Annotated in this window: 23 protein-coding genes and 1 pseudogene; 10 read left to right on the top strand and 14 right to left on the bottom strand. The window is 36.5% G+C overall.

Features of this window, described 5'->3' with window-relative positions; all coding sequences use genetic code 11:
- The 3 genes from AC0IWE_RS02205 to AC0IWE_RS02215 form a co-directional block, all read right to left on the bottom strand.
- Nucleotides 1–1,437: an MBOAT family O-acyltransferase gene (locus AC0IWE_RS02205; protein WP_471791730.1), complete on the bottom strand. Its 1,437-nt coding sequence runs from the start codon at nt 1,435–1,437 to the stop codon at nt 1–3.
- 114 nt (nt 1,438–1,551) lie between these two features.
- Nucleotides 1,552–2,247, bottom strand: a complete 696-nt coding sequence (locus AC0IWE_RS02210; RefSeq protein ID WP_471791731.1) for a TIGR02117 family protein — start codon at nt 2,245–2,247, stop codon at nt 1,552–1,554.
- A 108-nt stretch (nt 2,248–2,355) separates the two neighbouring features.
- On the bottom strand, nt 2,356–2,724 hold the full coding sequence (locus tag AC0IWE_RS02215) for a hypothetical protein (RefSeq protein WP_471791732.1): 369 nt from the start codon (nt 2,722–2,724) through the stop codon (nt 2,356–2,358).
- Nucleotides 2,725–2,868: 144 nt separating this feature from the next.
- Here AC0IWE_RS02215 and AC0IWE_RS02220 point away from each other — a divergent pair, with 144 nt between their 5' ends.
- Nucleotides 2,869–3,324, top strand: coding sequence for a VOC family protein (locus AC0IWE_RS02220; RefSeq protein ID WP_471791733.1), 456 nt, complete (start codon nt 2,869–2,871; stop codon nt 3,322–3,324).
- On the opposite strand, the gene AC0IWE_RS02225 is transcribed toward AC0IWE_RS02220, so the two are convergent.
- Nucleotides 3,321–3,680 carry a DUF4180 domain-containing protein gene (locus AC0IWE_RS02225; protein ID WP_471791734.1) on the bottom strand — a complete coding sequence of 120 codons (360 nt, stop codon included), beginning with the start codon at nt 3,678–3,680 and terminating at the stop codon, nt 3,321–3,323. The genes AC0IWE_RS02220 and AC0IWE_RS02225 overlap by 4 nt on opposite strands.
- A gap of 219 nt (nt 3,681–3,899) precedes the next feature.
- Between AC0IWE_RS02225 and typA the strand changes: the two genes are divergently transcribed.
- The 5 genes and pseudogenes from typA to AC0IWE_RS02250 all read left to right on the top strand — a co-directional run bounded on the left by typA (nt 3,900) and on the right by AC0IWE_RS02250 (nt 10,480).
- Nucleotides 3,900–5,705: a translational GTPase TypA gene (typA, locus tag AC0IWE_RS02230; RefSeq protein WP_471791735.1), complete on the top strand. Its 1,806-nt coding sequence runs from the start codon at nt 3,900–3,902 to the stop codon at nt 5,703–5,705.
- Nucleotides 5,706–6,175: 470 nt separating this feature from the next.
- The gene (locus AC0IWE_RS02235) at nt 6,176–7,102 is read left to right on the top strand and encodes a lysophospholipid acyltransferase family protein (protein ID WP_471791736.1); all 927 of its coding nucleotides are present in this window, start codon (nt 6,176–6,178) and stop codon (nt 7,100–7,102) included.
- A 228-nt stretch (nt 7,103–7,330) separates the two neighbouring features.
- On the top strand, nt 7,331–8,107 hold the full coding sequence (locus AC0IWE_RS02240) for a lysophospholipid acyltransferase family protein (RefSeq protein ID WP_471791737.1): 777 nt from the start codon (nt 7,331–7,333) through the stop codon (nt 8,105–8,107).
- A gap of 41 nt (nt 8,108–8,148) precedes the next feature.
- Nucleotides 8,149–9,339, top strand: a complete 1,191-nt coding sequence (locus AC0IWE_RS02245) for a serine hydrolase domain-containing protein (protein WP_471791738.1) — start codon at nt 8,149–8,151, stop codon at nt 9,337–9,339.
- 96 nt (nt 9,340–9,435) lie between these two features.
- Nucleotides 9,436–10,480 (top strand): annotated as a pseudogene (locus tag AC0IWE_RS02250) (hypothetical protein).
- Between the two features lie 101 nt (nt 10,481–10,581).
- Here AC0IWE_RS02250 and AC0IWE_RS02255 read toward each other — a convergent pair.
- From AC0IWE_RS02255 to AC0IWE_RS02275, 5 genes are all read right to left on the bottom strand, one after another.
- A complete protein-coding gene (locus tag AC0IWE_RS02255) occupies nt 10,582–11,142 on the bottom strand; it encodes a type 1 glutamine amidotransferase domain-containing protein (RefSeq protein WP_471791739.1) in 561 nt (186 codons plus the stop codon).
- Between the two features lie 224 nt (nt 11,143–11,366).
- Nucleotides 11,367–11,765, bottom strand: coding sequence for a glycosyltransferase family protein (locus AC0IWE_RS02260; RefSeq protein WP_471791740.1), 399 nt, complete (start codon nt 11,763–11,765; stop codon nt 11,367–11,369).
- 76 nt (nt 11,766–11,841) lie between these two features.
- Nucleotides 11,842–12,114 (bottom strand): glycosyltransferase, encoded by a 273-nt coding sequence (locus AC0IWE_RS02265; RefSeq protein WP_471791741.1) that lies wholly within the window; start codon nt 12,112–12,114, stop codon nt 11,842–11,844.
- A 128-nt stretch (nt 12,115–12,242) separates the two neighbouring features.
- Nucleotides 12,243–13,388, bottom strand: coding sequence for a PDDEXK nuclease domain-containing protein (locus tag AC0IWE_RS02270; protein ID WP_471791742.1), 1,146 nt, complete (start codon nt 13,386–13,388; stop codon nt 12,243–12,245).
- Between the two features lie 107 nt (nt 13,389–13,495).
- A complete protein-coding gene (locus AC0IWE_RS02275; protein ID WP_471791743.1) occupies nt 13,496–14,767 on the bottom strand; it encodes a glycosyltransferase family 4 protein in 1,272 nt (423 codons plus the stop codon).
- A gap of 182 nt (nt 14,768–14,949) precedes the next feature.
- Between AC0IWE_RS02275 and AC0IWE_RS02280 the strand changes: the two genes are divergently transcribed.
- The 3 genes from AC0IWE_RS02280 to AC0IWE_RS02290 all read left to right on the top strand — a co-directional run bounded on the left by AC0IWE_RS02280 (nt 14,950) and on the right by AC0IWE_RS02290 (nt 20,549).
- Complete coding sequence (locus AC0IWE_RS02280) at nt 14,950–18,138, top strand: S41 family peptidase (protein ID WP_471791744.1); 3,189 nt, start codon at nt 14,950–14,952, stop codon at nt 18,136–18,138.
- Nucleotides 18,139–18,236: 98 nt separating this feature from the next.
- Entirely contained in the window at nt 18,237–18,986 is a 750-nt protein-coding gene (locus tag AC0IWE_RS02285; protein ID WP_471791745.1) for a class I SAM-dependent methyltransferase, read from the top strand.
- A 6-nt stretch (nt 18,987–18,992) separates the two neighbouring features.
- On the top strand, nt 18,993–20,549 hold the full coding sequence (locus AC0IWE_RS02290; protein ID WP_471791746.1) for a rhomboid family intramembrane serine protease: 1,557 nt from the start codon (nt 18,993–18,995) through the stop codon (nt 20,547–20,549).
- Here AC0IWE_RS02290 and AC0IWE_RS02295 read toward each other — a convergent pair.
- Nucleotides 20,546–21,997, bottom strand: coding sequence for an alpha-L-fucosidase (locus AC0IWE_RS02295; protein ID WP_471791747.1), 1,452 nt, complete (start codon nt 21,995–21,997; stop codon nt 20,546–20,548). The genes AC0IWE_RS02290 and AC0IWE_RS02295 overlap by 4 nt on opposite strands.
- Nucleotides 21,998–22,160: 163 nt before the next feature.
- On the opposite strand from AC0IWE_RS02295, the gene AC0IWE_RS02300 reads away from it, so the two are divergent.
- On the top strand, nt 22,161–22,835 hold the full coding sequence (locus AC0IWE_RS02300; protein WP_055908680.1) for a hypothetical protein: 675 nt from the start codon (nt 22,161–22,163) through the stop codon (nt 22,833–22,835).
- Between the two features lie 45 nt (nt 22,836–22,880).
- Here AC0IWE_RS02300 and AC0IWE_RS02305 read toward each other — a convergent pair whose 3' ends face one another.
- The 4 genes from AC0IWE_RS02305 to AC0IWE_RS02320 form a co-directional block, all read right to left on the bottom strand.
- Entirely contained in the window at nt 22,881–23,648 is a 768-nt protein-coding gene (locus tag AC0IWE_RS02305; protein WP_471791748.1) for a ThuA domain-containing protein, read from the bottom strand.
- 39 nt (nt 23,649–23,687) lie between these two features.
- Nucleotides 23,688–24,122, bottom strand: a complete 435-nt coding sequence (locus AC0IWE_RS02310) for a low molecular weight protein-tyrosine-phosphatase (protein WP_471791749.1) — start codon at nt 24,120–24,122, stop codon at nt 23,688–23,690.
- Nucleotides 24,123–24,124: 2 nt separating this feature from the next.
- Nucleotides 24,125–24,556, bottom strand: coding sequence for a hypothetical protein (locus AC0IWE_RS02315; protein WP_471791750.1), 432 nt, complete (start codon nt 24,554–24,556; stop codon nt 24,125–24,127).
- A gap of 110 nt (nt 24,557–24,666) precedes the next feature.
- Nucleotides 24,667–25,473, bottom strand: a complete 807-nt coding sequence (locus AC0IWE_RS02320; RefSeq protein ID WP_471791751.1) for a S1/P1 nuclease — start codon at nt 25,471–25,473, stop codon at nt 24,667–24,669.
- Nucleotide 25,474 lies beyond the last annotated feature (1 nt).

The raw sequence follows: 25,474 nt of genomic DNA on the forward strand, positions 1-25,474 counted from the left end.
TTAAAATTGAAAGTAAATAAATTGCTGTTCTGCTCCGGCAAAAAAGAAAATCGCCAATACAAGGCCATAATAAATGCCCCATCTTATCGGTTTTGGCCACGATAAAGCAAATTTTGATATAGCGTATTGTTCCATCCTGCCATTCCATTCTATCAGGATAAATAAGGCCAGTAAAAGGAATAATTTAACAGGCAGTATTTCTGGAAGGCTGAAAAATGATTCGGAACCAATTGATGATAGGATATTAAATGCATGTTGAACAGAATTTGCCCTGAAAAATATCCAGGCAAAAACAGTTAGCGCAAATGTTAATATCATTGAAATAAATTCTTTTAAGCTTGGAAACGTCCGCCCTTGCGCAACAGTATCAAGGTTTGATCGGTTGGTATTAAAAATAATCGAAGGCATAATGTAAAGTGCGTTCAGCAGTCCCCAGATCATGAATGTCCAGTTTGCACCATGCCAGAAACCACTTACCAAAAAGATGATAAAAGTGTTCCGTATTTTTATCCAGGTGCCGCCTTTGCTTCCTCCCAGGGGGATATATAAATAATCTCTAAACCATGTAGATAGTGAGATGTGCCACCTGCGCCAAAATTCGGCAATATCTCTGGAGAAATAAGGGTAAGCAAAATTCCTCAGCAGTTCTATCCCAAATAACCTTGCTGTACCGAGGGCGATATCAGAATAACCGGAAAAATCACCATAAATCTGAAAGGCAAAAAAGATGGCACCAAGCAATAATGTACTTCCTGAATAATCTGCAGAATGGTTGAAAATTAAATTTGCATAATTGGCACATTGATCTGCAATCACAATTTTTTTAAATAATCCCCATAAAATCTGTCTTAAACCGTCAATTGCTTTACTGTAATCAAACGATCGTTCTTTTTTTATTTGAGGAAGCAAATGTGTTGCCCGTTCAATTGGCCCGGCTACCAGTAAAGGGAAAAAACTCACAAATAATGAATAATCAACAAAATTTTTCTCTGCGGTTATCCGGTTTTTGTAAATGTCGATAACGTAAGATAAACCATGAAATGTATAAAAAGAAATCCCGACTGGCAAAATCACTTTTAGCGTCCATGGGTTTACCCGAAGGCCAAAATTGGCAATGGCTTCGGCAAAAGAATCTGCAAAGAAATTATAATACTTAAACACACCCAAAAAGCCCAGGTTAATCGAGATGCTTAACCAGAACCAAAATTTTTTAGACTTGCTATTTTTGCTTTCGGCCATCTTTAAACCTGTAAAATAATCCAATAGGGTAGAGAAGATGAGTAGAAATAGGAAACGCCAATCCCAGCAGGCATAAAAGAAATAGCTTGCAGCCAACAATAATAGGTTTTGGGCTTTTAAGCGTTCTTTTCCTAATGCCCAGTACAGCACAAAAATAATTGGTAAAAAAACCGCAAAGCTAAAGGAGTTAAACAGCATGGCGTTAAAATTATACTTCGTTTAGGAATAAAATTAATGCTTTAAGCTATCTGGTTAATACCTTATTAAAAGTTGTACGGCTAATTGTTTAAAGGTGTAAAGTATGCTGTATAACTATTTTACGTAATCTTTATCATTGTATTTCAGGAAAATACCGGTGTCAAAAATGGTCCACAGGCAACTTTTTTGTCCGCATGATTTTAATGCTGCATTTGCCCAGGTATTACAGGTTTTAAAAATGCTATAACTTCCTTTTGCTTCATAAAAAGCATCACCGATATCGTAATGGATGTTCGATTTGACATTGATTAAATGCCCGGCGTCATCTTTTTTAAAACTCGCTAAGATGTAATTAATGAGCTGTTTGTACTGCGCTTTGCTGATTAGGATTTTTCTACAGTTCACATCTATCTGTACATTTTGGTAATAGGTAGTGTGCATTGCAGAAGTGCTTAAGCCAGAAATAGCCCTAAGGCCATTACTGAGTTTTAGATCCGAAAACTCGGGTGTTTCGAGGTAGAATTTTTTATCTCCCCAACCCATAGCCAGGTATTGGTACGTGCTATCGGCTTCCAGCGTATTCTTATAACTGATTTCTTTTGTCCAGTTAATTTCTTGGGTAACTGCCGGAACGATGATATCTGTATGTACACCGTTCGTCATGATATAAATGGTAATTTCCTTTTTGTTTGCCGGGTTTTTATTGATGGTTATCCGGGAGAAACAAAAGGCGCAGAGAAAGTAAAACAGGATAAAACCTATCAGTATAAAAAGCGAATTGCGGGTATAGCGGAGAATCTTTTTAGTCATGCTTTTTAATATAAACTTCTCAATCTATGCCATTAATATACACAATGTTGATTGATCCCCTAACGATGGCCTGCTATAATTTTTAAGGTAAAGGCAATTACCTCGTTTTTAAAATAATATTTGCCATGCATTTCTTTCGGCAGCTGCTCTGTAGGCATCTCTAATGTTATCAACGATAAAATATTCAGGAAATTCTTTTTGTGAAGCGGAGTAGTGGTAAAACTTCATTTTCAGGTCAGCTTGTTCATAACCTGTTTCGGTTAAAAACCGGGAAGTTTTTTTGCTTTTAAAACCAACGGTTCTAATTTCGCTGGCTGCAATATAACCATCTGCCAAGGAAAGCTTAATGGTCATATCTTTGGTTTTACCTACATAGTATTCATATTCAAATGCTTTCTGTGCGAAAACGTAAGCAGGAGAAACCATTAAAATAAAACTGGCAATAATTATAAATGCTAGGGTTTTAAAAACTTTCATCAGGCAAAAATTAAAACTTTCTATAAACAGCTGGCTTATTCAATAAAGCTAGAAATAAAATTAATGTGGTGCTATCAATTTTGTCGATAAGTATATCGATAAACATGATTTTTTGGGGCTACAACTTATATCTACCTTCATAATATGATAAAAGGACTATTTGAAACGCATATATATGTTGAAGATTTGGCAAGATCGATAAATTTTTACAGCAATGTTTTAGGTTTAACGCAATGCCATTATGAAGAGGAACGCAAAATTGCTTTTTTCTGGATCGGCAAGCCGAAAGAGGCTATGCTGGGGATTTGGGAAAAGCCAAAGAATGAGATTGATATCAGGCATTTTGCTTTTAGCTGCGATGTGGATGATGTGCTAAATAAATCTGTCGGCTTTCTGGAATCTAAAAACCTAAAGCCCTATAATTTTCTCAACAATGGCAATAACGAACCGATGGTTTTTGCCTGGATGCCCGCTTTGGCTATTTATTTTAATAATCCTGACGGGCATGCATTGGAGTTTATTGCCATTTTGGAAGGGGCGGCAAGGCCAGGTTTGGGTGTAATTTCGTACAAGGATTGGTTGGCATTAGCAAATGATTAACCAGCAAGTTTCGATAAAGCCTCGGCGGTTGAACTTAGAAAGTTAATGTGGTTACCTTTATTGCTTTCGTACATAAAATCTTTAATGCTTTTGCTCTGGTATGCGCTAAAATCACCAATAATGGCCAAGCTTACCCGATAATTTGAAAACTTCTGAAGAATTTCTCCTGCCATTCCGTTTTTAAGATCAAAAAAAGCAGGTATAATGTTTTGTTGATGGATAATTATTTTGTCAAATCCCTGGTAATATAGGTTGCCCAATAAGTCTAATCCATCTTCTGCGTGCTTAATAATTAATTCTTCTGAAGCTACTTCGGCAATTTGAATATCTTTTACGGTATGGGGTATAATTTTCATTTGTTTTCGAATATGGATAGGTGTTTCGCTATGCTAAATTAAGTTTAATATTTTGAAGAAGTTTTTGCAAAAGATCATTTGGGAAATAAAAAAAGTATTGCTTTTCGTTCCATTTAAAAATGAGATAATTACAACATTATCATCATATTAAATAGTGAGAGATATAGTAGAAAATCCATTTCAAAACACTATCTTTGCGCCAAATTTGAGGCGCATTTTATGCAAAAGATTAGAAATATAGCTATTATAGCACACGTTGACCACGGCAAAACTACTTTGGTTGATAAGATTTTACATTCTTGTTCTATTTTTCGTGACAACGAACAAACAGGAGATTTGATATTGGATAACAACGATTTAGAACGCGAACGTGGTATCACGATTGTATCTAAAAACGTTTCGGTTCAATACAAAGACGTGGAAATTAACATTATTGACACTCCTGGTCACGCGGATTTCGGCGGTGAGGTAGAGCGTGTTTTGAAAATGGCAGATGGTGTACTTTTACTTTGCGATGCTTTTGAAGGTGCAATGCCTCAAACGCGTTTCGTAACGCAAAAAGCTTTAGCCCTTGGTTTAAAACCGATTGTGGTGGTAAACAAAGTGGATAAAGAAAACTGTCGCCCAGAAGAGGTTTATGAGCAGATTTTCGAATTGTTCTTTAACCTTGAAGCTACAGAAGAGGAATTAGACTTCCCTGTAATTTACGGTTCATCTAAACAAGGATGGATGAGTACTGACTGGCAAAAACCAACTACTGATATTTTTGCTTTATTGGATGCAGTTGTGGCTAACATTCCACCAGCACCAATTAACGACGGTACTTTACAGATGCAAATCACCTCATTGGATTATTCATCTTTCGTAGGTCGTATTGCAATTGGTCGTGTTCACCGTGGTACAATTAAAGAAAACCAACCGGTTACTTTAATTAAACGCGATGGTAAAATTGTAAAAACAAGAGTAAAAGAACTATATACATTCGAAGGTTTAGGAAAAATCCGTACCACAGAAGTAAGTTCAGGTGATATTTGTGCAGTTGTAGGTATTGATGGATTTGATATTGGTGATACTATCGCTGATTTTGAAGCACCAGAACAACTACCTGTAATCAGCATCGATGAGCCTACAATGAATATGTTGTTTACCATTAACAACTCTCCATTTTTCGGTAAAGAAGGTAAATTGGTAACTTCTCAACGTATTAAAGAACGTTTGATCAAAGAAACTGAGAAAAACTTAGCTTTAAAAGTTGTTGAAACAGCATCTCCAGATTCATGGTTGGTTTACGGTCGTGGTATTCTCCACTTATCAGTACTAATCGAAACCATGCGTCGTGAAGGTTACGAAATTCAGGTTGGTCAGCCACAGGTTATCGTTAAAGAAATCGATGGTAAAAAACATGAGCCAATTGAAACACTAATTGTTGATGTTCCGGGTGAAGTTTCTGGTAAAGTAATTGAATTGGTAACTCAGCGTAAAGGTGAGTTGTTAATTATGGAGCCAAAAGGCGATTTACAGCACTTAGAATTCGAAATCCCTTCTCGTGGTATTATCGGTTTGCGTAACAACGTATTAACTGCTACTGCTGGTGAGGCAATTATGGCACACCGTTTTAAAGCTTACGAGCCTTGGAAGGGTACAATCCCTGGTCGTTTGAATGGAGTATTGGTTTCAATGGAAAAAGGACAAACTACTGCTTATTCAATTGATAAATTACAGGATAGAGGTCGTTTCTTTGTTGATCCGGGAACTGATGTTTACGAAGGTCAGATTATGGGTGAGCACATCCGCGATAACGATTTAGTGGTAAACGTGGTAAAAGGTAAAGCATTAACAAACATGCGTGCTTCTGGTACTGATGATAATACCCGTATTGCACCAGCAATTAAATTCTCTTTAGAAGAGGCTATGGAGTACATCCAAGCTGATGAGTATATCGAGGTTACACCTGCTAGCATGCGTTTACGTAAAATCTATTTAACTGAGCAAGAACGTAAAGTTAAAGGAAAGCAATTTGCTTAATGTCTTAAAGGAGACTTAAAATATAGCTAATTAAAGCCTCGATGTAAATCGGGGCTTTTTTGCGTTTAATGGTTTTGGCATTGGTAATTTTTAGTAAAGCAGCAATGAAGTTATTAATTATAGGGGTTAAATATTTCTGAGCTACCAGCGTAAATATTTAGGAAGACAATTATAGCCGAAATTTATTAATGTTAGTTTTTCTTTCGTTAAATTCCCTTTGATAAATCAGCGAATACCATAACAAGAAGGTTTGTAAAATGTGGGCCGTTAAATAGGTTGGGATGCTATTAAGCGGAGCAATAACATTAGATAAGTGCCTGTTAATAAGCAATTTTTAATCAGGACAATCTTTTTTTGTCATGGTTTTTTCATAAAACCTGTAGGAATAAAAAACTAACAGTTTGATGGCAATTGATTTTAACTGTGACTGTAATTTTGCATTTATAAAAGCAAACTAATTATCCCACATCATGATTAATAAAGGGTTATCCAAAGCGGGTATATTTTTATTAAATATGCTCTCGCTATTGCCATTATTTATTTTATACCTACTGGCAGATGCTTTTTATGTATTGATATTTTATGTTTTTGGTTATAGAAGAAAAGTAGTCAAAGAAAATCTCAATAATGCATTCCCCGAAAAAAATACCGCTGAGATTTATGCTATAGAAAAGCGATTTTATAAATTTTTGTCGTCTCTTTTTATCGAAGTGATCAAAATGAAAAGTATTTCTAAAAATGAGTTGAATAAAAGAGTAAGGTTTAAAAATAAGGATCTGGTAGAGGCTTATCTTAAAAACAACGAGAGTGTACTTTTTTGCTCTTCCCATTATGGAAATTATGAGTGGGTTTGTATGGCCATTGGCTTAAACTTTTCGGGCGAACACTACCCAATTTATAAGCCACTGAGCAGTGATGTTTTTGACAATTGGTTTTTGACCATGAGGAGTAAATTTGGTAACCATATGGTATCCATGCGTCAAACGTTACGGGCTATTCAATCCAGCAAAAATAAACCAACCATGTTTACTTTTGGTAGCGACCAGGCCCCTGGAAAAGAGGAATCGAATTATTGGACAACTTTTTTAAATCAAGAATCATCTATTCAGTTAGGGGTAGAGAAAATCGCCAGGAAAACCAATCGTCCGGTTTTTTATTTAAAGATAAACCATTTAAAACGAGGTTATTATGAGGTAGATTGTGTGCCGATCTGCTTAAATCCTTCTGAAACTGCCGAATTCGAAATCACCGAAATGCATACACATTTCTTAGAGGATATGATTAAAGACGCGCCTGCTTATTGGTTGTGGAGCCACCGCAGATGGAAGTACAAACCTGAACCAAAAATTTCTGCAATCATCCAAAGAGATGAAAATATGATGGATGCAATTGCGTAAATTCATCTTTTTGTCTTATCTGGAAAACTAACATTTTCGTGGCATAATTTTTTGGCTTGCTTTTTAAATTAGCATTTCAACTCATTCTGGTATGATTAAAAAGGGGATTTCCCATCTGGGGATATTTTTTTTAGGCGTATTATCTTTGCTTCCATTATCTGTATTATACGTGTTGGCTGATGGCGCTTACTTACTGCTGTATTTTGTTTTCGGCTATCGCAGAAAGTAGTGAGAACAAATTTGTTAAAGGCCCTTCCTAATAAGTCATTAAAAGAAATTATCACTATAGAAAAACGTTTTTACCGCTATCTGGCTTCTTTGGTTTTCGAAGTTATTAAGATGAAAAGTATTTCGACAGAGGAAATAGAAAAGCGTTTTACATTTCACAACAAGGAGCAAGTTCAAAAATACTTAGATCGGGGTCAAAGCGTATTGATCTGTGCGGCACATTATGGCAACTGGGAATGGGGTACTTTGGGTATTGGACTTAATTTTAATGCAGATCATTATCCAATTTATAAGCCATTAACAAATCCTACTTTTGATAACTGGTTTAAAAAAGTGCGCAGTAAATTCGGAAATAAATTAATTGCCATGCGCCAAACCATGAGGGCTTTACAGGCGAGCAAAGATAAGCCGAGCATATTTAGTTTTGGGAACGATCAGGCACCTTCAAAAGATGAATCACATTATTGGACAACTTTTATGAATCAACCGAGTTCTGTTCAATTGGGTATAGAAAAAATTGCTAAAAGAACCAATCAGCCAATATTTTATTTTAAAATCAATGTACTTAAACGGGGCTTTTATAGTGTAGATTGTATACCGCTTTGTTTAAATCCGGCCGGAACTGCTGAATTTGAAATTACAGAAATGCATACCCGTTTTTTGGAAGAAATGATCAAGGCCAGGCCTGAATATTGGTTGTGGAGCCATAAAAGGTGGAAATATCAGCCTAAAAATGCAAGTTCTTTTGCAATAAATCAATTGGCTAAGCAGGCATAAATACCTAAATATTTTATATTTGCCTGTACAACGCCTATCTAATGAAGATCTTAAAAAAAACGCTTTTAATCTTAATCTATACTTTTTTCTTCTCGCTGTTCGTATTATTCCTTTGGAAGCCTTATTTATTAAATGTTATAAAGTATAGAACTCCAAATGCAGAAACGTATAAAATCTTTCCTCAGGAAGTTTCGCATAAAAGTGACTCCATTTTTCATTTTATCAGAACTGGTAAGCAACGTGATGACTTAGATACTCTCCATGTTTTGGATGGTGACAATCGATCTATTCCTTTAAAAGAATATATAAAAAACGGAGAAATCAATCTTTTTATGGTGATCAGGAACGATAGTGTGCTATACGAAAGGTATCATAATGGATATAGCGATAGCACGCTAACAAGTATATTTTCTGGAGCTAAAAGTATAATTTCCATCATGATTGGTCAAGCTTTAGAAGATGGTTCAATTAAAAACTTAAATGATAAAGTAACCAGATACATTCCCGAATTAGAATCAAATCCAGCTTTTGAGCAGGTTACGTTAAAAAATCTTCTGGATATGAAATCCGGACTGGAATTTCAGGATGCCTTGGGTGGAATTGTGAAAGCATTTTTTTCGGATGAGGCCAAGTATTATTATACGGATGATATGAAAGCACAGCTGATGAAAGTTAAGCTGGCAAATAAACCCGGCACAGTTTGGAAATACAAGAGCATTGACCCAATTTTGTTAGGCTGGGTTTTAAAAAATGCAACTGGGAAATCGGTAGCGCAATACTTTGAGGCGAATGTTTGGCAAAAAATTGGTGCAGAATATAATGCTACCTGGGGTTTAGATCAGGTTGATGGTTTAACAAATACCGCAAGCCGTTTTCAGGTTACGGGCATTGATTTTGCAAAAATTGGGCGATTATTTCTAAATAATGGCAGATATAACGGAAAACAGGTGGTACCGGAGCGTTGGGTTAATCAATCAATCAATATCGGTAAAGAACTACCTGCCTCTGCCAAAGGTTGGCAAAAGTCTGCACATCATTATCTCTGGTGGATTCCGCAGGAAGGAGAAAATGGTGATTACGCGGCAGAGGGGATGCTTGGGCAAAGGTTATATATAGATCCTAAAACAAATACCATAATTGTACAGTTTGCAGATCACGGTGCCGGCAATTATCCTTACCGTAAAATCAGCAGGTATTTAAGCGGCTTGCCATTTAGTTATCCCAAGTTTTAACCGCAAAGTTCGCACTACTGTTTTTTTCTTTTACTTCTTCGCGTAAAACTTAGCGGCCTTTGCGGTTAAATTTTTAAAATGGTAAATTGCCTCTACATGGAAAACAATGATGTAAAAATTTCAAAAAAGAAGCCGATTTTTCCGGTTACACCTGCTTTGCAAAAATATTTGCGCACTTACCAGCGTGAAGCAAAACTACCCATCGGTTACAATGATTTAATGCAGTTTAACGAGGCTTTTCCTTTAATGGATAAGTTTGGTAAAGATTCACTTTGGGAAGGCCCTATCTATGCGCAAGACTTAATTGAAACTTTACATGATGGTTTGAAGGAAATTTATGCCAACCTAAAAGCTTCAGGAAACCTGCGAATTGTAGAGCACAAGTACATTGATAAAATTGAATATTGTACTTTCGGAAATACCCATCCTTTCCGTATCCGCATTGTAAACCGTTTAAATGATGTTTACGATTATTTTTATATCAAGAAAGCCGATGCCTCGCGTATTTATGGCCTGGAAATGGAAGAAATTCTTTCGCCAAACCAAGTCAATTATCTTGTTGATGGCAATACTTTGGTTGAGGAACACATTGCAGGAATTCCGGGTGATGTTTTTACCAAAGGCCAGCTGTATACTCCTGAATTTAACCCTACCCGTATTGCAAAAGAGTTTGTAAAGTTTAACGAGCGTTGTTTAATTATGCTTTTGGGCGACATGCGGGCCTATAATTTTGTGGTACAGATTACGCCTGATTTTGATGATATTCAATTCAGGATCCGTGCAATTGATTTTGACCAGCAATTTTATGAGGGAAATTTAAAGGTATATCTGCCCCAGTTTTTTAAGGAGAACCTGCCTTATGTAAAAATGAGCATGGAACAGTTAACTGAAAAAACAGTGCTGCAATATCAACAGGAAGAAAGATCATCGATTGTGCACCGAGTACGGAGCTGAAAGGCACCGGTTAACCGATTTAAGAGATGTTTCGAATAAAGAAGAATTAACTACCCCTGAAAACATCGCTTTGCTAAAACAAAGTATGAGTGATTATTTTAAGGATACAAACTACCTGCGTTGTAAAACCATGACCGATATTATTGAATTGAACATTAAAAATATCATCAGGCAAGTTAAATTATAAGTGGTTAGGTAACATCTTCTGGAACACAGAAATAAAAATAAAAACGGCTGGCAATTTTGCCAACCGTTTTTGAGTGAATCTAGAAAGAGCGTCCAAAGTTTTTAGGCGTGTTGCCCTTCATGAACACCCTCGGCAAATTCCTCTACAATTTTATCGTTAAAAGCAGGTAAATCTTTTGGTGTGCGGCTGGTTACAAAACCTTGGTCTACCACAACTTCTTCATCAGACCAAATGGCTCCGGCATTGATCAAATCCTGTGAAATATTTTTCACGGATGTCATTTTTCTACCCTGAAGTACATCAGCATTAATTAATGTCTGTGGTCCGTGGCAAATCGCTGCTACAGGTTTTCCATCAGCAAAAAATGTTTTTACAAAAGCAATTGCATCTTCATTAACACGTAACTGATCAGGGTTAATTACGCCGCCAGGTAAAAGCAAACCATGATAATCCTCTGCATTTGCTTCAGAAATAGTTTTATCTACATCTACTTCGATCGACCAGTGATCTTGATCCCAAGCTTTAATTTTTCCACTTTTTGAGGAGATAATGTGAACGGTAGCTCCTTCTTCTTTTAACCTTTTAACTGGTTCGGTTAATTCTACTTCTTCAAATCCGCTTTCTGAAAGTACAGCAATAGTGCGGTTACTTAATTGTCCCATAATCTTTAAATTTTTAATAGGTGATGTATTAAAGACAGTTGAGGAAAATTATTGTTTTTATAAATTTGAGATTAGGGGGAAGATATGCCTAGCCGGATCGTTGTGCTGAACTTGTTTCAGCATCTTTTTTTAGAGATAATAGTTAACCTTAGTTTAGGGATATCAGTTCTGCCTATTTTCAAGCCTGACAGATTCTGAAGTAAGTTTAGAATGACAGACAAATATTAGTCATTTGTTCTACGGTGCTTAACAAAATATAAGGCCAGATTACTAGCAATAACGATGTGGTTAAAAATATTAGGAATTAGGCCATAATATTTGGTGAATATTTTAAACCGTTCTTTTAAACTCTCTCGGTGTTTTTTCTTGCTCATGCCGCCTACAAGGTATTTGGCTACATAGCGGTGAACATTTACAATATTAGATGCTTTTTTTGCTGCTTTTATAATCCAATCAATATCTGAGCTGTATTTATAAGTTAAATCATAAGGCGTAATAATGCTTCTTCTGATATAAATCGCCTGATGGCTTATATTCATGCCATATTTAAAACTGGTCCAATCGAATTTTTCTGGTGCTTCATGCCTTCTTCGGCCCAGGTTTTCCCAGTTGTCGTTGTACATTTCAGTCTCTCCATAATAAATGTCGGCACCTGGAGCCGATGCAAAAACATCTTCTACGGTATGGTTATCATAAATCTCATCTCCTGAAGTTCATAAATAAAACATAATCACCTGTAGCTAGTGCCAGCCCCTTGTTCATGGCATCATAAATACCCTTATCGGGCTCCGATACAATTTTAGTAAGCTGATCCTTATAACGCTGAACAACCTGTAAAGTGCCATCTGTTGATGCTCCGTCGATTACAATATATTCAATTTTTTTATATGTTTGGTTAAGAACAGATTGGAGGGTACGTTCGATATCGCGAACGTTATTGTATACAATAGTGATGACTGTTAGCTTTGGCAAGGGATGGCTTTTTTGGATTGGAGTAAATTTAATAAAGATTACTCAATTTTTCTTTCCAGATGTAAAAATGAAGTTATGTAAACAATTCGTTTTTCTTAAGCGTAATGGGGTACTAAATGCGATTTAGTCTAATCCATTAGTTTTTTCAAAGTTTCAACATCCGGTAATAGCCCTTTATAGGCTTGTGGTAATTCATTGCTGGTTTTGTAGGTAGAAACACCCATGGCTTTATTAAAATCACGAAATGAAAATTCTACAATCTTATTTTTCTTTTCTTTGCAAAGTATTATGCCTATTGAGGGTTGTTCATGTGGCTGTTTAATGTATTCATCCAATGCGGATAAATAAAAATTCATTTTACCTAAATATTCAGGCTTGAATTTCCCGGTTTTCAATTCAAAAACAACCAAGCATTGTAAACGGCGGTTAAAAAATAATAGATCTAAAAAATATTCTTCTTCTTCAACAATCAATCTGTACTGGTTACTGATAAAAGCAAAATCAGAACCTAAAGACATTAAAAACTTTTTAACATTATGTACGATTTCACTTTCTAAAACGCGTTCATCATTTTCGTCAGCATCTTCAATATTGATGAAGTCCAGTAAATATTCATCTTTAAAAGCTTGTAATGCTTTCTGTCTTATATCATCATTGTAAATTGTTTTTGAAAAGTTGTTAGGTAAACTGCCAAAATTGCTAAATGATTTATTTTTGAGCTGGTGTTTTAGCGTAGCTAAACTCCAAAATTCGGTTGCTGTTTTTTGGATGTAGTATATCTTTTCATCCAAGGTTTCAGTACTTTGAACTAGCTCAATGTGATGTGAAAAACTAAGCTTAAAGAAATGATTTTCAATTTGGGCCAACAGTGTTGGTCTGATTTTAAATAGCTCATGATCAGTGTTTTGTAATTTGGTCAACACTGTTGGACTAAATACAAGTTCCTCAATGTCAATATTTGAAGTTGAGCCTTTTACCAATGGCTCAATAAGAAAATATTCTTGCCATGATTCGAAAAAGAATCTCATTCTTTTAATCCCTGTTGCCGAAAATCCACGTAGGCCTGGTAGTTCAGCCTGTAAATCGGTAGAAAGGTTATCAATAACTTTTGCACCCCATTTCTCTTTCTTTATCTTTTCTGAAATGAATTTACCAACGGTAAAGTATAATAGTAAAAGTTCCTTATTTACTAAAGTAGCAGCTTTATACCGACTTGATAAAATTGCTGATTTTAATGCTTTAATACTTTCAGAATAATTAGTGATGCTTTCCATTTAACAGTTTCAGAGGATATAAATTAATAAAGTTGACAGAATTTATGTTTGTTAAAACGAAAATGAGATTTTGCAAACCAAAATATAAATTTCTTAAAAGATTAACTCTATTTCGGCTGTAAATCAATCAATGTTTCGTAAAAATGAATATGTTCTGCCGCAATTACTTCTTCAGAGAAATCAGTTAAAATGCTTAGTCTTGCTGCTTTTTGTATTTCTTCTTTATTTGGGCGGTGGTAAAGCCATTCAATTCCATTTGCCAGGTCCTCTGCATTCTGATATTCGGCCAGGTAACCGTTTTGCATATGTTTAACCATATCTGGAATACCACCTGTGGTAAAAGCAACAACAGGTGTAGCACATGATAAACTTTCCATCACAGTATTCGGCAGGTTATCTTCTAATGAAGGGGTAATAAAAGCATCTGCAGCAGAGTAACATTTGGCTAAATGGTCATCTTTATTAATGGTGCCTAAAAAAGTGGTTTTAAAAGGGAATTCTGGCATTTCGGCATTTTCTTTATTGCCGAAGATTACGATTTCGATATTTTCTTTCTGTATTCCAGCCCTTCGGGATAAAATTTCTAACGCTTCAATTAAATAAGGCGTTCCTTTGTGTTTATCATTTTTTGAGGGCATAAATCCGCTCATCAGCACAAATTTATCCGGATTAATTTTCAGGATTTTTTTAGCTTCTGATTTAACGTAGGGTTTAAAAATTTTTGTTTCAATGGTATTTGGAATTACTGTGGCTTTTCTGGTGCCCAATAAACTGCTAAATTTTATTGAAGCAGCCATCCATTTGCTTGGTGCAACAATGTGAAAGTTTAAACTGGTATAAGCTTTTTGCTTGCGTAGCCAGGTTTTGTGCGAAATATCATCTTTGCCGCTAATTTTCAAAATTGGGCAATTGCCACATTGTTGATGAAAGTTTTCGCAACCATAACGCACATGGCATCCACCTGTAAAGGCATTACTATCATGAAATGTCCATACAATTGGTTTTTCCAGTTCATCAAGCTGCGCTAAAAATTTTGGGTTAAGAAAACCGTGGTTTACCCAATGTAAATGAATAATATCGGCATTTTTAACATCGGGATGGTTAATTACCGAACGGCCAAACCACTGTAAACTAAAGGGTGTTTTTACCGATTTACTTAGCCATTTGGCGTAATACCTTTCAGATAAAATGTTATAAATTGCTTTTGCTTTTTGGAAAGGCGAATTGCTAAAAGTATCTATTTTTGGGTTTTGGCCAAATTTGTAGTAAACCAATACTTTTGAATCGATCCCATTGGCCTTTAGGGCGTCACTTAAGCGCAAACAGGCCCGCCCTGCTCCGCCATTTCCATCATAGGTATTTAGGTGTACAACTTTCAAATCAATCAAAAATACATTTTATTGTTTACGAATATAAAATCTGTTGCGTAATTTCATCCTAATATTTTTTAATGCTTTTTAATTGTAGGATGGAGCCTTTGATGTTTAAAATAATCATGTTTGAAATTAATGATTATTTTAAACAAGCCGGGTTCATGCATCAAAGCCAAACAAAATAAATCATGATCAAATCCCTGTTAAAATCGCTTGCAACACTGGCGTTTTTGTTGCCTGTTCATTCTTTTGCTCAAAACCAAACGTATTTCGCGGCATACCCTGCTTTAACGCCCGATGCACAAACAATAGTATTCAGCTATGATGGTGATATTTGGAAAGTACCTGTAAAAGGTGGTGTAGCGGCAAGGGTTACAGCGATGCAGGGCGAAGAAATTAACCCTAAAATATCTCCCGATGGCAAATGGATGGCTTTTTCATCCAATCAGTTTGGCAATTATGATGTGTATGTGATGCCTTTAACGGGTGGCGACATTAAACAACTAACATTTAATGATGCTGCGGATGAAGTAGACAACTGGAGCTGGGATTCGAAAACGATCTATTTTACTTCCGGCCGATACAATTCTTTTTCAAGCTATAAAGTAAGTGTAACTGGAGGTACAGCCAAACGGTTGTTCGATAATTATTTTAATACTACTCATCATATTGCCGAATCGCCTGATGGTGAGCTGTTTTTTAACGATACATGGGAAAGTTATCGATTTGCAAACCGCAAACATTATAAAGGGGCATATAATCCTGATATTCAATCGTATAATCCAAAATCAAAAAGTTATAAACGCTATACCGATTATATCGGAAAAGATTTCTGGACGAGCATCGATCAAAAAGGAAACATATTTTTCGTATCGGATGAAGGCAATGAAGAATACAATCTTTACACGTTTATTGGAGGTAAAAAAACCGGACTTACTAATTTTGATACATCTATTAAACGCCCCTTTGTATCGGCCAATGGAACCACCGTTGTTTTTGAAAAGGATTATCAATTGTATACTTATGATGTAACCTCAAAAAAGGCAGAAAGGGTGAATATCAGCACATCCCGCAACCAGGTTTTGAGTAAAGAGCAGGAGTATGAAGTACGCGGAAATATCTCAGCATTTGACGTATCCACCGATGGTAAAAAAATGGCTTTTGTTTCGAGGGGTGAGGTATTTGTAAGTGATGCTGACGGAAAATTTATCCGGAAAATTACAAATAGTGGTGAACGGGCACTCGAATGTAAGTGGCTTGCAGATAATAAAACAATATTATTCAGCGAAACCGCTAACGGCTATCAAAATTGGTTTACCATTACCGGTGATGGAAAAGGATCGGTAAAACAGCTTACCAAAGATAAAGCAAATGTGCGCGATGTTACACTGAACAAAACCAAAACCATGGCCGTGTATCTGAGCGGTAGAAATGAGCTTAAACTGATGGACCTTAAAACTTTCGAAGCTAAAACCTTAGTAACCGATGAGTTTTGGGCTTTACAAAATGCTGCACCAAGTTTTTCACCTAATGATGAATATGTACTATTTACCGTTTATCGAAACTTTGAACAGGATATCATGGTACACAACATTAAAGGCAATAAAACCATTAATTTAACCAATACCGGTGTTACCGAAACCGGGCCGGCCTGGTCGCCAGACGGAAAATATATCTTCTTTACAAGTGCACGCACCAAGCCATCTTATCCAACAGGAATGGCCAATGCACATATTTACAGGATGGCATTGGATAATTATGATGAAGCTTACCGCTCTGATAAATTTGATGATTTATTTAAAGAAACCAAGTCTGCCCCAACCGAAGTTAAGCCTGCAATAACCAATACTAAAAAAGCAAAAGCAGATACCGCTAAAAAGAAAACAGAGGTAAAACCAACACCAAAGCCGGCAAATATCATCACAATTAATACCCAGAATATTCTGGATCGCATTGAACTGGTTGGCCCGGCTTTTGGTGGCCAATACGGAACTGATGCCTTTGCCAAAGGGGATAAAACCTATGTGTTTTATTCCTCTAACCACGAAGGGGGTGCTCCCGGGCTTTACCGGACTACCATTGAGCCTTTCGAAGCCAATAAAACCGAAAAGGTGGCCGATGGTGGCGATTATTCAATTATCTCAGCAAGTGATAAATTTTACGTCTTATCGCGGGGTACAATTAACAAGTACTCGTTAGAAGGCAATAAACTTGATCGGGTAGACCACGACTATAAATTTACGAGAAATCTGAATGCAGAATTTAACCAGATGTTTTTCGAAACCTGGGTAGGTTTGGATGAGAATTTCTATGATGAAAAATTCCATGGTGTTGATTGGGATAAAATGAGAACGCGTTATGCTGCTTATTTGCCTTATGTAAATAACCGGAGCGACCTTAGAATTTTATTAAATGATATGTTGGGCGAGTTGAATTCTTCGCACATGGGTTTTAACAGTACCGGCGCAGAAGAACGTAAAAATCTGAATTATACCACCAATGAAACAGGGATTATTTTTGATAACGAAAACCCGTTAAAGGTTGTACGTGTGGCTGCAAAAAGTAATGCTGCACGTAACGGAACGAATATTTTACCAGGAGATATTTTAACAGAAGTGAATGGTGTTAATGTTGATGAAAAAATAGACCGCGATTATTATTTTAGTAAGCCATCGTTAGATAAAGAGATTACCTTAACCTTTAAACGTAATGGAAAGGATGTATTTGTTAATTTACATCCAGAAAGTTCGGGTACTTTGAGGGGAAATCTTTACGATGAATGGATTAGTCGAAACCATATAAATGTTGATAAATGGAGCAATAACCGAATTGCCTATTCTTATATGAAAAATATGAGCGGTGGCGAATTGGAAACTTTTCTTTTGGATATGGTTGCACAGGAAGAAAACAAAGAGGCTATTATTCTCGATCTGCGTTACAACACGGGTGGAAATGTACATGATGATGTGCTGAAATTTCTTTCTCAGCGGCCGTACCTCCAGTGGAAATACCGTGGTGGCAAATTGGCTCCGCAGAGTAATTTTGGTCCGGCGGCTAAGCCAATTGTGCTGTTGGTTAATGAGCAATCTTTAAGTGATGCAGAAATGACTGCTGCGGGTTTTAAACAGCTGAAATTGGGAAAAATTGTTGGAACAGAAACTTATAGGTGGATTATTTTTACTTCAGCTAAAGGTTTGGTTGATGGTTCTTCATACCGTTTACCATCCTGGGGTTGTTATACTATGGATGGCAAGAATATCGAAAAGGAAGGTGTTAAACCAGATATTTTTGTAAAAAATACTTTCGAAGACCGGCTGGCAGATAAAGATCCTCAACTGGAAATAGCAGTAGCTGAAATATTGAAAGATTTGAAGTAAGCATATGCTTTTAACGCATTTTCACAGTTTAAACAGTTAACCACTTTTAACAATTAACCATTTTTTTCCGTTTCTTTGGGGTTGGAATTATTTAAAACATGGCAAATTTATTAACCGACAGGGCTTTTTGGGTAAATTATTGGGAAAGTAAAAAAGGACTAGCGGTTCAGTTACCTTCAAACTATTTATTTCACCAGCAACTGGCCGATGTTATTCAAAAGAATAATGTTAAAACTGCCATTGAGTTGGGTGGTTTCCCGGGTTATTATGCGGTATTCCTAAAAAAATACTTTAAGCTTGATGTTACGCTTTTAGATTACTTTGTGCATCCACCTGTTGTAAACGAGCTTTTAGAGAAAAATAATTTAACTGATAGTGATATCCATATCATCGAAACCGATCTTTTTAACTACACGCCCGAAAAACAGTACGATCTTGTGTTAAGCTGTGGTTTAATTGAACATTTTAATGATACTGCTGATATAATTAACCGCCACATTGCCTTTGTAAAACCTGGAGGCACTTTATTTATTACATTGCCAAATTTTAAAGCGGTTAACGGTTGGTTTCAAAAGAATTTTGATAAAGAAAACTACGACAAACATAATATCGATAGCATGGATCCCGCGTTATTGAAATCAATATGTGAGCAAGCTGGTCTCAGTGAAGTAAAATCGGGCTATTTTGGTCGTTTTAGCGTATGGTTGGAGAATGAAAGCCAAAAATCTGCAGGTGTTCGTTTATTTAAAAAAGCAGTTTGGTTAACAGGTAAAGTATTTACAAAGATTATCCCTTTCGAAAGCAAAAATCTATCACCTTATATTATATTAGTGGCGAAGAAAAATTAACGCGCTATGTCTGTAAGTTGGGGTTACTCGCCTAAAATTGAAAAATATATTCCTTTGGCCGATTTTCCGGCAGATAAATATTTAATTATTGCCAGGCAGGCGATCGAAAATCTGGGTTGGAAGTTAAGCCACTTGTCAGAAACAGGGATTATAGCCTATACACCATTATCCTTTCAGTCGTATAGCGAAGAAATCTCAGTCAGGATTGTCCGTAATTTTGCAGTGGTAAAAAGTGAGTGTGTAGGAATTCAGCTGCTATTGAATGATTATGGTAAAAATGAGCTAAACCTCGAAAAGTTCTTTCATGAATTTGAATATGTTGAGTTTCATCTTAAAGATTCGTGGGATGAAAGCAGAACTAAATTTCAGGAGTTTGTAGCCACTTCCGATGATGCTTATTTCGAAAGGGCACCCCTAGCCATTAAGAATAAGATCAAAAATGCATTATTTTTATTTTTGCCACAGAAAGGGTACACGGTTACACCAATTTTAGTCATATTAAATGTGCTCTATTGGTTTTTAATGACTTTTGCAACCTTTGTTTACAGGCAATATTTATTAACGCAAGCCTATCAAACAGGTTCTAAAGAGAGTTTTGTAGAGAAAATGCAAACCCTGTTGATTTACTTTGGGGTTAGCAATAAATTTTTGGTACTGGATGGCCAATATTGGAGGTTAATATCCAGTTTGTTTATCCATGGATCATTTTCCCATCTCTTTTTTAATATGTACGCCTTAATCTATTTAGGCTTAATGGTCGAAAATAAATTGGGCTGGAAAAAGTTCCTTACTATTTATTTGCTGAGTGGTATTTGTGGTGGTTTCATCAGTTTACTGTTTCACGAGGCTGGCAATATTTTTGGTGCCTCGGGGGCGGTTATGGGCGTAATGGGGGCTTTTATTGCCCTTTTGCTAAATAATAATTTTGAGAAGAATGCTACCAAAGCATTAATGATCAGTACTGTTTTTGTAGCGGCAATAATTATTTTAAATGGTTCGCTATCCAGATTAACAGATAACGCAACACACATTGCAGGCATGATAGCTGGCTTTATTTTTTGTTATCTATTAAGTTTTAAGCTAAAAACCGAACCTCAGCAAAACATACAGCTTCGTTATGCAGGTGTATTCATATTATTTGCTGCTTTCTCCTTCGGAATCGCGTTTTTTACGCCAAATTATCAAACAGAACAATATAAAAAGTTAAGAGATAGCTTTAGCGACAATCTAATTTCATTTAATCAGCTTTTATATTTAAAAGTATCTTCATCAAAAGCAGAAAAATTACAGGAAGTTAATGATTATGGTACTTTGCCAAGTAATAATAATCTGCAAATTATTAAGCAAATGCAGCCACTTAAACTTAAGCAACTGGATGCCTACGATCGTTCTCAGAAAGCTGAAATTGCCAAGCAGATGTCTCTCGCGGCTTCCTTGATGCTCAGAGATATTGAAGCAGACAGTGTATCAAAATACAGCAAGCAAACATCAAAAGCAATTTCGAATGTTGCCGAACTCACTTTTAAACTCAGCGATAGCCTGAGCAGGGCAAATCAAAATTAATGGGTGGTTTTATAGACCCCAATTTCACTTAAAGTAATACAAACCGGAGATTTGGTAATGTTGATTTTTACTTTATTAGTTGTAACAGGGCTCTCCAGTTTAATTAAGCGTTTTGCGCCGATGCTCGTACCATCGTAAACTTTTTTCCAGGTGTTATTTACGAGTATTTCAATAGTGTAAGCTTCAATTCGTTGCCCTAAAGGAATAAATTCTTGCAGGCTAATGATATCAAAGGTTTTGGCTGCTTTTAAATCCAGTTCTATGCTTGCCTTATGGGCATCATCTTCTGTGGCCCAGTAACTTTCCTTTTTGCCATCAAGCAGATTAGCCGCATTATACTTTTTACCCCGGCTATTGCTTGTTTTGATTGATGCATTTTTAGCCAGATTATGCTCAAAAGTATATTTCACCATGTCGCCAAACGTTTTTAGTGCAGCAACATCATCGTTGTGCAGCTGCCCACGGGTATCGGGTGCTAAACCGAGGTCTAATCCTGCACCACGGCCAACGCTTTTTAAATACAGGTCGAATAAAGCTTCTGGTGTTTTTGGTTTTTCATTAGGGTGATAAAACCAGCCTTTCCTCAAAGGAACATCACATTCGGCCGGCATCCAGAATTTACCATTTCTAATTCCTTCGGGGCTTTGCGGGTAATTTGCCTGGCCAGGTACGGCTGCACTTTTTCCATCAGGTGCCATTGGTGTAAAAGTGGCCCATGACGTTATTGAAGCATTACCATCTTCATTGCCAACCCAGCGTATATCCAAACCAATATCGCTAAAAATATTTGCCATTGGCTGCATTTTCCGTGTAATTGCCCAGGTATTTTTCCAATCGTAGTATGTGGTATTTTCAATAGATCGTTTTTCTTTTGCGCCGCCATAATATCCGTCGCCACCATTGGCACCATCATGCCAGCTCATAAATAGCTCACCAAAATTGCTGTAGAGTTCCTTTAATTGCGCCTGATAAATGGCAAGATACTTATCGGTGCCATAAAGCGCATTGTTCCTGTCCCATGGCGAGCAATACACACCAAATTTTAAACCGTTTTTACGTACAGCCTGTTCTACTTCTTTAACTAAATTCCCTTTTCCTGCTCTAAATGGGCTTTTACTAATGTTATATTCAGTGGTTTTGGTTGGCCACAACGCAAAGCCATCATGGTGTTTAGCCACTAAAATAATCCCTCTTAACCCGCCTGCCTTTGCTGCTTTAATAATCTGATCGGCATTAAAATCGGTTGGATTAAAAGTTTTCGGATCGGCATCACCAAAACCCCATTCCTTACTTTCGAAGGTAGTGGGTGTAAAATGAATTAAGCCATATACCTCTATATCATGCCAGGCCAATTGCCTTTTCGATGGCACTGCACCATAAGGTTTAGGAGGTGTTTGGGCATAAATACTGGTAGAGAGGAATAAAAAAACAATTAATAATTTGCTCATAATGGTATAGCTTAGCTAAAACTAAAGTACAAATAAATACGATTTTTGAAGTAGAGGTTAATTGATATTTAATCTGCCGGAAATGTAGATGCGAAATTATTTTTACATCTTCATCGTTACACTGATCCATGAAACATTTAATTTCAGTATACGTTAACTTATCATGAGCGCTTTAAATCAAAACCCTCCCGATGGCGGTACAATGTACACCGAAACCAATTTGAGCCAGCTTTTTCCCGAACCGTTTAATACCCTAACAAGTTGCTTGTTTTTGGCCATTGCCGTTTACTGGACGATAAAACTCTGGGGGAATTTTAAACAGCACACTTTTCTCAGCATTGCGTTGGTATTGCTATATATTGGAGGGATAGGAGGCACTACTTACCATGGCTTAAGGCGCTGGCCAATATTCATTATGATGGACTGGATGCCTATAATGCTGTTGTGTTTATCTGCGGGGATTTATTTTTTATCCAAACTTACAAAATGGTACTTCGCCGCTTTAATTGTGGCAGTGTATGCCTTATTTCAGTTTTATGTAAGGCGGCTTTTCAGTAACGGCGATTTTCAGATTTTTATCAACATCAACTATGCTTTTATGGCAGCACTTGTTTTATTCCCTGTGTTTGGCTACCTCATTAAAACAGAATGGAAAAATGGTAAATGGGTTGGTTTTGCTTTGGTTGCTTTTGTATTTGCACTCACTTTTCGTATTGCCGATAAATGGGATATATTGAGCATCGGTACCCACTTTTTGTGGCATACCTTTGGTGCAGTGGCTTCGTTCTGTATGTTGAATTATATTTATTTGGTTAATTACAAGAAACGACAAACATAAAACCATTGCACTTATTGATGATGAATCAACAAGTGCAATGGTTACTTAAAATTTAGAATGCGCTTTACTGTAGTTTAATTTTTTCTGGCTGCCAATTGCGTATTCAATTCCTCCCCATAAATGGTTCTGAAATTTTTCGTCGGCCCAGCCTTCTTTGGTATGGCCCATACCTGTATAAAATGCTCTTCCGCCATCGAAACTGTGGTACCAGCTAAATGGGTGAAAATCGCCGTTTTTACCACCTGTATACGATTTCTCATCTAAGGTAATTAGTACTTTAATATCTGGATTGATATCTTTAAAATTATACAATTCATCTTTTCTGATCCAAACCGAATCAGTAAGGAATTTAGTAGCGGGATGTTTTTTGTCTTTAATAATAAATTTTGCTTCTTGTACGGCTGGGTGACTGATAAAATAAGCCCCCGCCAATTTACCATACCAAGGCCAATCATACTCTGTATCGGTGGCCGCATGGATGCCTACATAACCTCCACCCGCCTGGATGTATCTTTCGAAAGCTATTTGCTGTTTGCTGTCTAAAACATCACCGGTAGTGCTTAAAAAAATTACAGCAGCATATTTTTTAAGGTTATCTTCAGTAAAAGCATCAGCATTTTCGGTGGTATCAATATCAAAATGATGAGCAAGCCCTAATTTTTGTATTACTTCTTTTCCGGTTTCAATGGAGTTATGCCTAAAGCCTTTGGTTTTAGAAAAAACTAAAACTCTTGCCTGTTTTTTTGCTGTGGTAAAGCTTTGTAGTAAAAAAACGGATGCAATTAATAAACAGAGGGAAAGGTACTTTTTCATTTTGCAGACTTGGTTAGTGTGTGATTATGAATTTTAAATTTAAGAAAGTTGTTTGATAATTTCCATACATCTTTCCTCTACCTGTTTGCAAACGGGGCTAAAAAGCGCATTATCCCAATATGGGTCTGTAACTTCGTTGTTATCAAGAAAAAGTTTAACTTTTTTTCTTTCTTCAGGGGTTTTGGCGAGGCTTATTACATCAGCGAGATTATTACGGTCCATAACTAAAATCAGGTCGTAATAACCGAACATAGAATGGTTAAACTGCTGCGCACGTTGTTTACTGATATCGTAACCTAGTGCTTTGGCCGCAGCAATACTCCTATGGTCAGGTGCACTACCAATATGCCAGTTGCCTGTGCCGGCAGAAGCAATTTCCCAGTTTAAAGAGCTTTTATCTGCAAGATGGCGCATAATGCCCTCGGCCAATGGCGAACGGCAGATATTACCCAGGCAAACCATTAAAATTTTCAATATTATTGTGCTTTAAAAGTATATACCACTTTGGAATAAAATATTCCTGGCGAATTTACCAATGTATAAGTTAATTTGTTACCATTAATGGTGCAAATATTTTCCGTATTGGGACTGTGGCCTAAAATGATCTGCTCACCTGATCTTCTCCACTTTTGATTTTCATCATTTTCTACCATATCGCATAGCGATCCGGTAGAAGATTGCCGGTAGGTGCCTTTAGGTAGAAATGTTAGTGTAAAGTTGTTGGATAAACAGCCATCATTGCCTTCCAATTTCTTATAATCGCTAACCAATTCGCCTCGTATGTTTAAAGCTGGAGAAACAATAGCAGTTTCTAATACCCATTTTTGTTTAGTAATGGGATCTTCTTTTTGGCTTTTTTTGCAGGAAAGGGAGAAAAGAACCAGCAACATCAACATTAATTTTTTCATAGCGTTTTAGTTTATACCCCTTTAACGAAAGTAACGATTAATATGCTACAAGAAATAAAAAATGCCTCAAGCTTTTAGGCGTTGAGGCATTAAAATCTTATCAAAATGGTTTACCCGTAAATGTCGTTTAACATTTTGGCTAAGCGTACGCCGCCTTTTAAAAGTTGATCGTTTAACGTTTCCACCCATTCAAAGTTATAGCGGTAGCTCAATTTCGAATCGGGTTTTGTGTTATCGTAAATTTTGTTGCAAATGCCATACGATTCATAAATGCAATCTTTTAAGCTTGTATTTTGCCAGTTATAAAGCTGAATTGCAGAAGCATGATTAATTGCCTTTGCATATTCGGTATAACTTAGCTGCTGATATTCAATTAACTGCTCATCCCAAACGCGATGGATATTCGATTTTTCGTTAAACCACAAAACAGAAACACGGTTACCACCTAAATCTTCTTTACGGGCAACGTGCATAGGTTGGCATAAATCGCCTGCCAAATGCACCAACATGCGTAGTGCAAGTTTTTTTTCGGCGGCTGTACTGCTTGTTTTCTTTAAAACAGCAATAAGATCGGGTATTTTAGTGTAAAGGCTTGGTGCTTTTTCGGCAGATAGGAAGTTGTATACACCATTTTTATCCAATCCGGCAGGAAGATTAACAAAATGCCAATTATACATATAATTGTAGGTAGAATCCGATTTAATAAAATCGCCCCAATTGGCACTCATGGCCAAAGTTTCGTAACCTAAAATACCCTGAATGGCTTTGCGCGTTTTGGCCTTTAAATAGCTATCGGCAATTTCACCAACTACTCGGTGGCCAATGGTGCCCCATGCATTTGCTTGCATTGGTAAATAAGCTAAAAAACCAAGTGCTAAAGCTGTGGTTAGTTTCTTTTTAATTGATGTAAAAATCATT

The organism is Pedobacter sp. AC402 (assembly GCF_979252805.1).